Here is a 13,822-nt window from a genome sequence, read left to right on the forward strand (position 1 = left end):
CCTCCATTTATTTTCTCCGTGATGGCATAAAAATCTTATTTTATTATAAGACAATTTTTTCTCCGGCACAACCATCTTTTCTCTTGCAATTTTTTCCCAAATTTTCTATAATGCTAGGAGTGATTTTTTTTATTCAACTGGAAAGGAAGACATACAAACGATGAAAAAGATGATCCTCGTAACCTCGCCGCCGGCGTGCGGAAAGACATACATTTCAAAACAGCTCGCCAAGGAGCTGAAACACGTTGTTTATCTCGACAAGGATACGGTCATTCCGCTGTCGAACCGCGTTTTCAAAGCGGGCGGACAGGAAATCAACCGCAGTTCTGATTTCTTCGAGGAGAATATCCGCGATTATGAATATGAAGTAACGGTCAATTTCGGACTGGAAGCACTCGAGTATGACAATATTGTGCTGATCAACGCACCATTCACACGCGAAGTGCATGATGAGAAGTTCCTGAAAGACTTCTCCAAAAAGCTCGCTGACCATGGGGCAAAGCTTGTTGTGATCTGGGTTGTCACAAAACCGGAGATCTGCCACCAGCGCATGATCGACCGCAACTCCGTGCGCGATACGTGGAAGCTGGAGCACTGGGATGAATATGTGAAAACGATCGACTACTCCATCCCGGAAGCACTGAAGAAAATGAGCAGCTGCCTCGATCTGATGCTGTTCTACAATTCTTCGGATGAAGAATATCAGAAATCCATGGAGATGGTTATCTCCCGTCTCGAAGACGAATAACGACTAAACGAAAAAAGAGAATTTTGCCGGACCTCATTTTTACAGTCTGCAAAATTCTCTTTTTATTTATAGAAACTATTTTCACATCCGATACAAAAGATAATCCGCCGCTGCCGCCCACAGCACCCAGGAAACGCAGAGAACTGCGAACACACTCTTATATCCGAGCACGGCAAAGTGGACGCGCCATTTTTCCTTCTGCGTGAATTTCTCCGGGTTTTTGCCTTTTACCATCAGCATTCCAGCGATCACGAACATGCCGAGGGCCGCGATCAGCAGCAGGCCGTCTTTCGCCGCCTCAAGGGCAGCGCGGAACGTGAATCCCCCAAAGAGGAATCCTCCCAGCAGCAGCACAGCTGCCGCAGCGCCGCCGGAGAGCAGGCCGATTGTAAATGCTTTGCCGAGATCACGGCAGATGTTCTTTATCTTTTCCATGTTTTATAATTCCTTATTTTCTTCTAACGCATCGCAGAAATGACATGCCACAAAGTGATTGTTGCCCACGTCTTTTAATTCCGGCATCTGCTGTCGGCAGATGTCCTTTGCGTACTTGCATCTTCCCTGGAATTTGCAGCCCGGCTTCGTGTTGATCGGGCTCGGCACCTCGCCTTCGAGGCGGATTTTTTTGCGGTCGCGCTCTGCCTCTACTTTCGGGTCCGGAATCGGAATCGCGGAGAGCAGTGCCTGTGTGTACGGGTGGCGCGGGTTGGCGTACAGCTCCTCGGATGTCGTCAGCTCGACGAGCGTTCCCAGATACAGAACCGCCACACGGTCGGAAATATGTTTGACCATCGACAGATCATGCGCAACGAAAAGATAGGTCAGACCCATCTTCTTCTGTAAGTCCACAAGCAGGTTGACGATCTGCGCCTGAATCGAAACGTCGAGTGCGGAGATCGGCTCATCGAGAACGATGAACTCCGGCTGCACGGCAAGCGCACGCGCGATACCGATTCGCTGGCGCTGTCCGCCGGAAAACTCGTGCACGAAACGGTTCGCATGCTCGCGGTTCAGTCCGACCAGCTCCAGATATTTGTAGATCATCTCCTGGCGCTCTTTTTTATTCTTCGCAAGATGATGGATATCGATTCCCTCACCGATGATATCGGCAACGGTCATACGCGGGTCGAGCGATCCATACGGATCCTGGAACACCATCTGCACCTGTTTTTTGAAGGCAAACCGCTCTTTTCCGTTTAATGCATGGACATCGGTTCCCTTGTAGAGCACCTGTCCGTCGGTCTTGTCATACAGGCCGATGCAGGTACGGCCGCACGTCGTCTTTCCACATCCGGACTCGCCAACCATTCCAAGTGTCTCACCCTTGTAAATTTCGAAGGAGACATCATCCACGGCCTTTAAGGTCGCATGGTTTCCGACCTGAAAATATTTTTTCAGATGGGAAACGGAAAAAAGCACTTCTTTTTCGTTATTTTCCATTACAGTTCTCCTCCTTCCAGATTTGGCATTTCTACTTTTGGTGCCATCGGGTGATGGAGCCAGCAGGCAGCCTTATGCTCGCCGCCGAATTCCGTTACCTCCGGCATCTCTTCCTTACAGATCGGCATACAGTAGCTGCACCGCGTGCAGAACGGACATCCGACCGGCGGGTTTAAAAGATCCGGCGGAGTTCCCGGAATTGTCGCGAGTTCCTGCTTGTTTTTCAGATCCAGACGCGGTACGGAACGGATCAGCGCCCAGGTATACGGGTGACGCGGACGATAGAAAATGTCCTCACACGTTCCGCTCTCCACGATGATGCCGGAATACATGACAGCAATCTTCTGTGCGATATTTGCCACAACACCGAGATCATGTGTGATCATGATGACGGATGTCTGATTTTTCTTCTGCAGATTCTTGATAATATCGAGAATCTGTCCCTGAATTGTCACATCGAGCGCGGTCGTCGGCTCGTCACAGATCAGAATTTTCGGATCACAGGCAAATGCAATCGCGATCATAACACGCTGACGCATACCGCCGGAAAATTCGTGCGGATACTGTCTGACACGTTTTTCCGGCTCCGGGATGCCGACCATGCGCAGCATCTCGACAGCCTCCTTTGCCGCTTCCTGTTTTGTCATGTTTTTGTGGCCCATCAGATTTTCCATAATCTGTTTTCCGACACGCATCGTCGGATTTAAGGAAGCCAGCGCATCCTGGAAAACGATTGCACACTCGCCGCCTTTGTAATGCTGCCACTGTTTTTTGTTGTATTTCAGAATATTCTCTCCATGATAGAGAATTTCACTGTTCTCTTTAATCTCACCCTGCGGGGCCTTGATGAGGCCCATGATGGATTTCGCCGTTACAGATTTTCCGCAGCCGGATTCGCCCACAATTGCGAGCGCCTGACCTTTCTCGAGAGAAAACTGTACACCGCGGACTGCCTTTACTTCACCGGCATAGGTGTGATAAGAGACTCTTAAGTTTTTTACTTCCAGAATCGGATTGTTTTGTTCGTTCATATCGTTATCTCCCACTTATTACTGGCGAAGTCTCGGATCAAGGGCATCGCGAAGGCCGTCTCCCAGAAGGTTGAATGCCATAACGATGATACAGAGCACGAGACATGGGAACAGAAGCTGTGACGGATAGAAATCCATGTTCTGCTGTCCCATCGAAATCAGGACACCAAGGCTGATCGATGGTGCCTTGAGGCCGATGCCGAGGAAGCTAAGACCTGCCTCCGTAAAAATAAACATCGGGATTGCCGTCGCCGTATCCAGAATCAGGATACCCAGCATATTCGGTACATAGTGTTTTAAGATGATGCGGAGCGGTTTTGCACCGAGCACCTCCGCCGCGTAAACGTATTCCGTCTCACGGAGCTGTTTGATCATACCGCGCACCTGACGTGCCGTGTTACACCATGCGGTGACACTAAGCGCGACCAGAAGTGCAAACAGGTTATTTCCAAGAATCATCATGATCAGAATCGTAAGAAGCAGAGACGGAATCGAGTTGATAACCTCGATGATCCGCATCAGAACCTCATCGACCCAGCCGCCGAAATGTGCCATCAGCGCGCCATATACCGTTCCGATGATGAGTTTGATTGCCGTTGCAACGATCGCGATGATCAGTGATGCCCGCGCGCCGACCCAGACTCTTGAGAAGAGGTCACGTCCCAGGTTGTCGGTTCCAAACCAGTATTTTGACGATACGCCCTGGTTTTTCTCGGCGATATTCATGGATACATAATCATATCCTTTGATATGCGGTCCGATGATGACCATGACAAGCAGAATGCCGAGCACAACAAGAGATCCCATTGCGATCGGATTTTTGCGGAGCCGTCTCCAGGCGTCCTGCCAGTAGGAAATGGTCGGGCGGTCAATCCGGTTCGCATCTTCCTCGGTGTATCCTATTACTTTAAATTTTTCCGGTGTTAATGCTGCCATAATATCCTCCTTATCTGCTCTTTCCTGTCAGACTGATTCTCGGGTCAACGACCACGTACAGCAGGTCCGTGATAAAGAGAACACCGATGTAAAGTGCTGCGATAATAACCGTCTCTCCCATGATAATGGAAAGATCCTGGTTATTGACCGCCGTCACATAATACTGTCCGATTCCCGGGATGGAAAAGATGCTCTCGATGAAGAAGGAGCCTGTGATACACATGGCAACCGACATCGGAAGCTGTGTGATAACCGGGATAAACGAGTTCCGAAGGATATGGCGGCGGATAATCTGTCCGCGGCTTAAGCCCTTCGATTCAGCAGTCAGCACGTAATCCTGATTGATCACATCGAGCATCGAGGTTTTCAGCAGACGCGCATACGTTGCAATATAAGAAAAGCATCCTGTCAGGGTCGGAAGAATCGTGTATTCCCATCCTCCGAACCACAGATCCTTTCCCGCAGGCCAGCCGATCGTCGGCAGAACCTTCAGGTTACCTGCGAAAATTTTCTGAAGCATCAGACCAAAGATCAGGTTCGGAATGGAAATCAAGAGGACCGACAGGGCGATCACCATATAGTCCCAGAAGCTTCCCCTCCTCATTGCCGCAAGAATTCCAAGCAGCAGACCGATCGTGATACCGACCAGCACCTGCTGGATACCAAGGCGGGCGGATACCGGAAGACGGTCATGAATCAGCTTCTGTACCGTCTGTCCCGCATAGACAACAGATTCCCCGAACTCTCCCTTGCAGATTCCCTTCATTGTGATCACATAGCGCTCCATCATCGGCTTGTCGAGGCCGTAGCGCTTATAGAGGTTTTCCTTTACGGTCGGCGAGAGCTTGCTCGCACGCTCCGTCAGCGGATCTCCCGGAACCGCTTCCAGAAGGAAAAACGTGGCCGTTGCAATCAGAAACAGTGTGATCAGCATTTCTGCAAAACGGCGCAGTAAATATTTTGGCATAAAAATCCTCTCCCTGTCCGGTCTTTTCCGACCGGAATTTTTATTATGATAGCGAAAGAAGAGCCTATTGTTTCATAAGCCCTTCTTCCCTCATTTCTTCTGTTTTGCTGCTTTTTTATTTCTGTACAGATGCTCTGTAAAGCTCCTGGCTTGCGCCGAAGGAGGATGTGTAGAAATCTTTTACCCAGTTCTGATAATAGTAATGTTTATCAGAGTAGTACAGCGGTGCAACACCACAATCCTGTGCAACCAGCAGATCTTCCAGCTTCTGGTAAATCTCAAGGCGTTTTGCGTTGTCGTTCTCTCCGGTCAGAGAATCGATCAGGCTGTCGTACTCGCTGTTGCTATAGAGGCCGTAGGAATCATAAACGCCTGTCTTCATGACGTTCAGGAAATCCAGCGGATCGTTGTAATCGCTGAACCATCCGCCTACAAAGATATCGTAGTTCTTGTTATCGCGCTCGTTTGCAAACATCTGGTAATCGCCAACGGTGTTCAGCTCTACCTTTACGCCCAGATTCTGGGAAATGGACTGCTGCAGGTACTCTCTCTCGAGCTGATTCTCGGTAGCAGAACCCTGGGACAGCAGTGTAATGGTGATGTCTTCCGGTTTGTCGGTGATACCAAGCTCATCAAGGCCTTTCTGGAACAGTGCTTTTAACTTGTCTGCATCTCCTGCATACTGCTCATATTCCTCTTTCATGGTCTCCGACGCCTGCTTGCGGTAGGAAGTTCCGTCGAGCGTGATCGCCGGGGAAACGAAGCCGTAAGCTGCGGTGTATCTTCCGTAAACAGCTGATACCATCTCCTCACGGTTGATGGAGTAGGAAATTGCCTTGCGGATGTTTACGTTTTTCATCAGACCGGATTTTCCGCCCTCAGACTGCTCGTAGCACAGAACCATAGTTCCCGGGTACTCGGTGGTCATGGTCTGCATATTGCCTGCTTCTACTTCTTTGTCATATTTTGCAATGTAATCGCCTGCTGCATCGAAAACGTCCAGCTGTCCGTTATCGAACATGGTTGCTGCTGTTGCGTTCTCTGCTACACAGTACCAGTTTACCTGATTCAGTTTTACGTTGTCCTTATCCCAGTACTGGTCATTCTTCACCCATGTCATGGAGTTATTTTCTACCAGGTTTGTCATGGCAAACGGTCCGTTGTAGACACATTTTGTCCAGTCTTTTCCCCACTGGTCTCCGGCTGCCTCTGCGACATCCTGACGGGTCGGGTAAAGCGGAGTTGCTACCAGCTTGGACTGGAAGGTCGGATCCGCTACCTTTAAGGTAACCTCGAAGGTGTAATCGTCAACTGCTTTGATTCCGATCTCATCGGCAGAACCCTGTCCGTTATAATACTCCTCTGCTCCTACTACGTTGAACAGGAAGAAAGAATAGGAATATCCGTATTCCGGATTTAACAGACGTTTCCAGCCGTACTCATAATCTGCTGCGGTAACCGGCTGTCCGTCGGACCATTTTGCATCCTTTCTCAGATGGAAGGTATAAACCAGTCCGTCATCGGATACGTCCATGGATTCTGCACCGGCATACTCGAAACGGTCTCCGTTTTCATCTGCCACGTCACGCATCAGTCCTTCATAGCACTCCGCCATCATCCAGCGCCATCCCATATCCTGCACATCGAAATTGTTTCCAAAGGATACCGCGCGAAGATTGATCTGTCCGTCCACTTCACCTGCAGTCTCCGGTGCTGCTGAATCCGCTGCTCCAGTACTGGTTGATGCCGCTGTAGCATTGTCAGCAGTTGCTACCTGTGCCTCTCCGCTGCTTCCGCATCCGGCCAGAAGACCGGCTGCCATGCATCCTGCCAAAAGCAGAGAAACGACTTTGTTTCTTTTTCTCATTGGTGTTCCTCCTTTGTTTTCCGCAGACCCTCCCCGGCTGATCCGGCTATGTCTGCACACGGGCCATTGTTTTTCATATAATTATCCTGAATTTTTTCTCTTATTCGGACAATAGCACGAAATAATACCTTGTTTTTTCAATCTTTTCACGTGATTTTAGCCCAACTTTTATCAGAATATCGAAAAATATCTTTTTTGTCAATCTTTTTTCCTACACATTTTGTATTTTTTAAGTGCGCAACAATTCGGTATCAAAAGGAAAAGAAGGAGGCTGCCGTCGCACACAGCATTCTCCTTCTTCTTTTCCTTTCTTTTTCTTTCTTTTTCTTTCTTTTTCTTGCTTTTTCTTGCTTCTTCTTTTTCTTTGCTTTTTCTCTTTTATTCCGCTTTTGCATCCATCTGCCGCAGGCTGTGGATCAGCTCCTCACAGATCTCCAGCTCGCTCTTTCCGTCCGTCTCGATGATAATGTCGGCTGCGGCCTCATATTTCTCACGGCGCTTGCTCATCAGATCTGCGATAAACGGAACGGTTTTGTTGTTCTCGATCAGCGGTCTGTCGTGGCTGTCTTTGACACGGTCTAAAATCGTCTCCGGCTTTGCAGTCAGAAGAACAACGCGGCCGTTCTTTTTCATCTCCGCAACGTTGCACTCACGCATCGGAGTTCCGCCGCCGCACGAAATGACAACGTTTGTTCTCGACTGCATTTCAATCAGAAGATTCGTCTCGCAGTCACGGAAATACTGTTCGCCGTAAGTCTCAAAAATATCGGAGATGCTCATACCGGCACGCTCTGCGATGATCTGATCCATCTCGATGATATCCATGGCAAACACGGTTTTGAGATAATCGGAAATGGTGCTCTTTCCGGCTCCCATGAAGCCAATCAGTACAATATTATAATTGAACAGCTTTCTTGCCTGAATCTTTTTACTGTTTCTTGTGATGCTCTCGAAAACATCCGCCACTTCGTTTTTATGGCGTTTTTCCTGCATCCGGCGTTCCAGCCATTCCTTCTGTTTTGCTTCCTGCTCCGGCTGGAGAATCGGCACGTTATTTGCTTCTTTATATACCATAATGTCCTCGACAATACGGTTTCTCATCAGCAGCGCATCCAGAATAATCTCATCGCACTGTCCGAGGCTCTCTCGTAATACTTCCAACTGATTCATGTTTTTATCCTTTCCAGACTTGTGTGTACTTGTTCGCACAGCCCTCTTCCGGTATTTTTGTCGTATTTTTTGACATTTTCTGTTATTATAGCAGTTGTCCTCCGGAATCACAACAAAAATTTGCACAAAGGTGCGAAAAGCCCATGGAATCTTTTCAGAAATCCATGGGTTTTGGTATATTTTTATTTAAGATCGTCTTTCGAATCCGCATGATACCTGTTCTCCCAGGCATCTTCTGTGGATAACTTCTCATCAGAGTTCAGAAAACTCAGCTCTGCCCCCCCCCGATTTCAGATTCTTTTTCAGCTTTTCAATCTGAATCGAAGTCTGTTTTTCTTCGGATATGTTGTTCAGCTCCTCGCAGATGGCATCTTTGATATCGAGCAGACACTCGAGCATCAGCGGGCTGAAGGTACCGCACTCGCCGTTCAGGATCATCTCGATGGCTTTCTCGTGCGTGTATGCCGATTTGTAGACACGCTCGCTTGTCAGCGCATCGTAAACATCGGCAATCGATACAACCTGGGCTGCAATCGGGATCTCCTCACCTTTTAAGCCGTCCGGGTAACCCTTTCCGTCGTACCGCTCATGATGCCAGCGACAGATCTGGTACGCAATCTGTACCAGCTTCTCGTCCTGATACAGTTCCAGGCTCTTCAGCATGGACGCTCCGATCAGGGTATGTTTCTTCATCTCCTCGAACTCTTCTTTCGTCAGCCTTCCCGGCTTATTTAAAATGTTCTCGTCAATGCACATCTTTCCGATATCGTGCAGCGCGGATGCCGTTGTGATCATCAGCTGATCGGACCAGCTTAAGTGGTAGCGGTCTGTCTTCTGTACCAGACGCTCGAGGAGCATACTGGTCAGAACGTTGATGTGGTGGACATGAAGTCCGCTCTCGCCATTCCGGAATTCCATGATATGGCTCAGGATACTGATCATCATCTGATTGTTTTTCTCTTTTTCGTAAATCTGCTCGGTGACGAGCGTCACGAGACGGCGCTGTTTTGCATATAATTTGATCGTGTTGAAGACACGCTGGTAAACAACTTTTGCATCAAACGGACGACTGATATAATCGGATACGCCCTGCTCATACGCACGGCGCACAAATGCGGTGGAATCCTCGCTCGATATCATGATGACCGGAACCTCTTCGATCCAGTGGTTGCGGTTCATGTAGTCAAGCACTCCGAAACCGTCCATGCCCGGCATGACGATATCCAGAAGGATCAGCGCAAGGCCTGTTCCGTATTCTTCCAGCAGACGCAGGCACTCTTCGCCGGTGGAAGCCTCGATGATATCGTATTCATCCTGCAGAATCTCCGAGAGGATGATACGGTTCATCTCGGAATCATCCACGATCAGGATGCGCTGTTTTTCTCTGCGGTTTTCCTGACGGACAACATCGTCCTGACAACCCAGGATCTGGTCTTTCTCGGTGACAACCATGTTTTTCCGTTGTTTTGCAAGATACATCAGCTGGTCGGCACGCATCGCAGCTTCGCCGATCGTCTCATCTCTTGTCAGAACACCTCCTACGCTGACGGAAAGACGCATCTTCGAGTAGCCCGGCACCTGTGCCTCATGGATCTGTGACTGAATCTGTTTTAATTTCTGTACAAAGTTTTCCTCATCCATCTCCGGCAGAACCAGCAGAAATTCGTCCCCTCCTAAGCGGATCAGACGGTCGGTACGTCGGGTGCAGCGGTTGACGGTCTTTACAATGGTGTCAAGCGCCATATCTCCGGCATTGTGGCCGTATGTATCGTTGTATAATTTGAAATCATCGAGATCGATCATGGCTACGCCGCAGCAAAAGCTGGCGTCCCGGATCTGGTCTTCGAAGTAGCGGCGGTTGAATACTCCGGTCAGCGCGTCACGATACAGCTCTTCGCTGTAGCTGTTCAGCTTGCTTACCAGATTCTGGCGTCCTTCGGAGTCCATCAGTGTTTCATCGTCGAGACGGTTGATCATCTCGATCACGCATGGTTCTCCTTCGATCTCCACGTATCTTGCAATGACCTGATACACATTCGACGCAATGCATTCCAGTTTTGATTTCTGCGATTTCTCCCGCAGGGCTTTTTCGGAAATACAGTTAAGGCACGGCATCGCTTTGTTCCATACTGCGTAGCATTCACACAGCTTGCCATTCTCTTCATCGATAATAAAATCTCCGATCTCATCCGGACGGAGAACCCGCACATACATGAAAATATTCTTCAGATGTTCCACCAGACGTTCTGCCTGTTCCTGTGTCATCTGAACATCCTTAGAAGGCTCTTTCTTATTTATTTTTTCACATTCCGGCAATTCGGTCTGATTCATCTGTTTCCCTCTCTTCTCCCCGGTACACACAAAACTTCATTACCCCTTTGTGTGCTTCCGCGTTTTGCTACATTTTCCCATTCTAATTACAGTTATACATAATAGTGTAACGATTGTTTCCCGTTTCGTCAAGAAAAAAGTGTACAAAAACCGTCCTGTAATGGAAATTTATTCAAAAAAACCGACCGGTTTTACGCGGTCGGTTTTTTCTTCTTATCATGGAAGACACGGCTGTATAACTGCGGATAGATGTTGCTGCAGGAGAGCGCCGGTCCTTCAATATAGCGGTAATGATCGAAATCGTAAACACCGTAATCCGGCTCGGAGTTATCCAGCCAGAAAGCATTGATGCCGTAATCGTAGTAGTTCTTCTTGCATACGTCCCAGACATATTTTCTTGTCTCCGGATTGAACACGTCGATCTCAACGCAGTCACCCTGGAAATCGTATGTCTACTTTTTCGCGCAGACTATCCCTGTATGTTTTTCATTTTATTAGATTTTTTTGTCTGTTTCTTGAAGTTTTTATCCGATTTCTAACACTATTTTGATCTTTTTACCAAATTTGCGGAATGGGCTTTATTTTTAACTGCACAAATTCCATTTCTTATGATAGAATATTTACGAAAAAATAAAGTATCTGATTCACTATACTTTGATTCACAATAAAATGAGGGAGTAATCCATGATTCAAACGAAAGATTCGAACTTAACCTTCCGCCCGCTGACCATCGACGACGCAGAGCAGTACAATGCACTTCTGCGCTACGCCTTTCAGGTTACAGAGCAGGAGCTTTCCGAAAGCGGATGGAAAGACGATGAAATCAAGCAGTCCAAATTCCCGGTTCTCGTCCGTGCCGATGTGCTCGGCTGTTTCTGCGAGGAGGATCTGGTATCACAGTTCGCGGTTTATCCGCTGGACATGAATATCTACGGTGTCCGCTATCCCGTCGGTTTTGTCACCAGCGTCTGCACCTACCCGGAATACACCGGCCAGGGCATCATGAAAAAGCTGATGATCCGGAGTCTCACGCGCATGCGGGAAAACCACCGTTCCTTTGCGCTTCTCTATCCCTACTCTATTCCGCTCTACCGGAATCTCGGATGGGAAATCATTTCCAATAAGATGACGTACACCATCAAGGACACGCAGGTGCCGCGGAAACTCAAAGCCCCTGGCTATGTGCGCCGCGTAGCATGGGATGACAAGGATTTTAAGGAACTACATACCAAATTTGCTTCGAAGACGCACGGCTGCCTCTACCGCAACAATCTGGCGTGGGAAGAATATTTCCGCTGGGATGAGGATGATACCGTCGTTGCGATCTACTATTCCGCTGATGATGTGCCGTACGGCTACATGGTCTATCTGATCAGCTCCGATATCATGCATATCAAAGAGATGATCTATCTGAACCGCGAAGCGCAGCTGGGACTCTGGGAGTATATTCATGCGCACGATTCCATGATCGATGAGGTCAAAGGAAATAACTACTACAGTGAACCCATCGCGTTCGAGCTTGAGGACAGCGATATCAAAGAAACGATTCGCCCGTACTCGATGGGGCGTATCATCGATGTCGTGCAGTTTATGGAACATTACGCCTGCGACCCGGACGAGCCGGATGTGTGTATCCGTTTTGAGATCGAGGATGAGCTGCTTCCGTGGAACAATGACAGCTTCACATTCTTCTTTGAAAAAGGACACTGTGTGCCGACCGACCGCGAGCCGGACCATGTGATGAAAATGACGATCGCATCGCTCACGACACTGCTGCTCGGCTACAAGACGGCTTCCAAGCTGTATGAGATGGCGCGCATCGAAACGACGCCGCAGACTGTGGAATGCCTGGATGACCTGCTCTTCCACCATATTCCATATGTTTCGGACTATATTTAATTTATTTTACGCATTGCAAAAGAGGGACTCCCGTGAAAGGAATCCCTCTTTTTCTATGTAACATTTTTTAGTTTTCTTCCAGTTTGATTTTCTCCTGCAGCACAACGCAGCCTGCCATATCGCCGATGACGTTGACGCAGGTGGCACCCATGTCACACAGTGTGTTGATGCTGATGTAAACGCCCATGACGCCGGCCGGAAGACCTGCCATCGTGGCGAGTGCTGCGAATGATGCGATCGCGCCGCCCGGGATACCCGGTGTTCCGACAGAAAGCAGGACGTTGGCAAGCAGAATGATCACCATCATCGAAATGCTGACGTTGATGCCGCAGGCATTTGCGAAGAACATGATCATAAACGACATCAGGATCGATACCGCATCCATATTGACGGTGGCACCGAGCGGGATTGCGATACTGCTGATCTGGTTCGAAACGCCGAGTTCTTTCTCGACACAGCGCTTGCTGATTGGGATCGTCGCGGAACTGGAACATGTTCCGAATGCATTCAGGGCTGCCGGCATGATCGCCTTAAAGAACTTGACCGGACTCGTCTTTCCGATGAGTTTTACAGCGCCGCCGTAGACGACGATCGCAAATCCATAGAATGCCACATACAGAATGATGAGCTGGGTTGCCAAGGAAACGATGGTTTTGGTTCCGTTTGCCTCGACAACCGGCACGATCGTACAGAAGACACCGATCGGGGTGAAGTACATAACGGTGCTGATGACTTTTAAACAGACCTCATTCAGGGAGTCGATCACGTTTAAGAGCGGCTGTCCCTTCTCTCCGACCGCAATCAGCGTAAAGCCGACAACGACAGCGAACACGAGTACCTGGAGCATGTTGCCCTCCGCAAACGCCTTCACCGGGTTGGACGGGATCAGGTTTTTGATCGTGTCGAGGATGCTGGTCATCTCGGTCGCCTGGATATCGGAAGTTGCCATCTCAAAATGGACTCCCTTTCCGAGGCGGATCAGTCTTGGAATGATAATGCCGACTGCACTTGCAATCGCGGTGGTGCACAGGAAGAAAATCATCGAGTAGCCGGTGATCTTACCTGTCGTTTTTGCATTTCCGATGCTGCAGATGCCCATGACAATTGAGCAGAATACCATCGGGAAAATCATCATATTCAAGGCGTTCATGTAGATGCCGCCGATGACGCCGGTTACGGTCAGAATCGGCGTAAAGCGGTCCGCCAGAAGAAGTCCGGTTAAGATACCGAGAATCAGTCCGGTAAAGATCGCACCTGTAATATGCTTCTGATACCATGCATAAAACTTTTTCATATGTTCTCTCTTCTCTCCTTTTTCACAGAGTAAGAGGCAGGTGTCCCTGTATCTTCTACCTGCCTCTTCGCATACAGCCATCTTATCACACAACCGCGGATAATTCCACTTAAAAATGGATTTATCCGCGGTTTTTCTG

11 protein-coding genes and 1 pseudogene are annotated in these 13,822 nt (G+C 48.8%); 2 read left to right on the forward strand and 10 right to left on the reverse strand.

Annotation, left to right across the window (positions count from 1 at the left end; genetic code table 11):
• Window positions 1-160 precede the first annotated feature (160 nt).
• Window positions 161-748 (forward strand): AAA family ATPase, encoded by a 588-nt coding sequence (locus DW743_RS11425; RefSeq protein ID WP_022462664.1) that lies wholly within the window; start codon window positions 161-163, stop codon window positions 746-748.
• 81 nt (window positions 749-829) lie between these two features.
• Here DW743_RS11425 and DW743_RS11430 read toward each other — a convergent pair whose 3' ends face one another.
• From DW743_RS11430 to DW743_RS11470, 9 genes and pseudogenes are all read right to left on the reverse strand, one after another.
• Window positions 830-1,183: a hypothetical protein gene (locus tag DW743_RS11430; RefSeq protein ID WP_055219923.1), complete on the reverse strand. Its 354-nt coding sequence runs from the start codon at window positions 1,181-1,183 to the stop codon at window positions 830-832.
• A gap of 3 nt (window positions 1,184-1,186) precedes the next feature.
• Window positions 1,187-2,188 (reverse strand): ABC transporter ATP-binding protein, encoded by a 1,002-nt coding sequence (locus DW743_RS11435; protein WP_022462666.1) that lies wholly within the window; start codon window positions 2,186-2,188, stop codon window positions 1,187-1,189.
• Entirely contained in the window at window positions 2,188-3,219 is a 1,032-nt protein-coding gene (locus DW743_RS11440) for an ABC transporter ATP-binding protein (protein WP_117761639.1), read from the reverse strand. Before DW743_RS11440 ends, DW743_RS11435 begins: the two co-directional genes overlap by 1 nt.
• Window positions 3,220-3,237: 18 nt before the next feature.
• Window positions 3,238-4,155, reverse strand: coding sequence for an ABC transporter permease (locus DW743_RS11445; protein WP_022462668.1), 918 nt, complete (start codon window positions 4,153-4,155; stop codon window positions 3,238-3,240).
• A 10-nt stretch (window positions 4,156-4,165) separates the two neighbouring features.
• The gene (locus DW743_RS11450) at window positions 4,166-5,122 is read right to left on the reverse strand and encodes an ABC transporter permease (protein ID WP_022462669.1); all 957 of its coding nucleotides are present in this window, start codon (window positions 5,120-5,122) and stop codon (window positions 4,166-4,168) included.
• A 115-nt stretch (window positions 5,123-5,237) separates the two neighbouring features.
• The gene (locus DW743_RS11455; protein ID WP_117761638.1) at window positions 5,238-6,989 is read right to left on the reverse strand and encodes a peptide ABC transporter substrate-binding protein; all 1,752 of its coding nucleotides are present in this window, start codon (window positions 6,987-6,989) and stop codon (window positions 5,238-5,240) included.
• A 378-nt stretch (window positions 6,990-7,367) separates the two neighbouring features.
• Window positions 7,368-8,159 carry a shikimate kinase gene (locus tag DW743_RS11460; protein WP_117761637.1) on the reverse strand — a complete coding sequence of 264 codons (792 nt, stop codon included), beginning with the start codon at window positions 8,157-8,159 and terminating at the stop codon, window positions 7,368-7,370.
• 252 nt (window positions 8,160-8,411) lie between these two features.
• Window positions 8,412-10,490, reverse strand: coding sequence for a diguanylate cyclase (locus DW743_RS11465; RefSeq protein ID WP_330423522.1), 2,079 nt, complete (start codon window positions 10,488-10,490; stop codon window positions 8,412-8,414).
• Window positions 10,491-10,681: 191 nt separating this feature from the next.
• A pseudogene (locus DW743_RS11470) lies at window positions 10,682-10,918 on the reverse strand (TIM-barrel domain-containing protein); the annotation flags it as partial.
• Window positions 10,919-11,174: 256 nt separating this feature from the next.
• On the opposite strand from DW743_RS11470, the gene DW743_RS11475 reads away from it, so the two are divergent.
• Window positions 11,175-12,389 carry a GNAT family N-acetyltransferase gene (locus DW743_RS11475; protein WP_022462381.1) on the forward strand — a complete coding sequence of 405 codons (1,215 nt, stop codon included), beginning with the start codon at window positions 11,175-11,177 and terminating at the stop codon, window positions 12,387-12,389.
• Between the two features lie 67 nt (window positions 12,390-12,456).
• Here DW743_RS11475 and DW743_RS11480 read toward each other — a convergent pair whose 3' ends face one another.
• A complete protein-coding gene (locus tag DW743_RS11480) occupies window positions 12,457-13,683 on the reverse strand; it encodes a dicarboxylate/amino acid:cation symporter (RefSeq protein WP_055219933.1) in 1,227 nt (408 codons plus the stop codon).
• Window positions 13,684-13,822: the final 139 nt, after the last annotated feature.

The sequence above is a fragment of the Blautia sp. AM28-27 genome (assembly GCF_003480905.1).
GTDB lineage: Bacteria > Bacillota > Clostridia > Lachnospirales > Lachnospiraceae > Fusicatenibacter > Fusicatenibacter saccharivorans.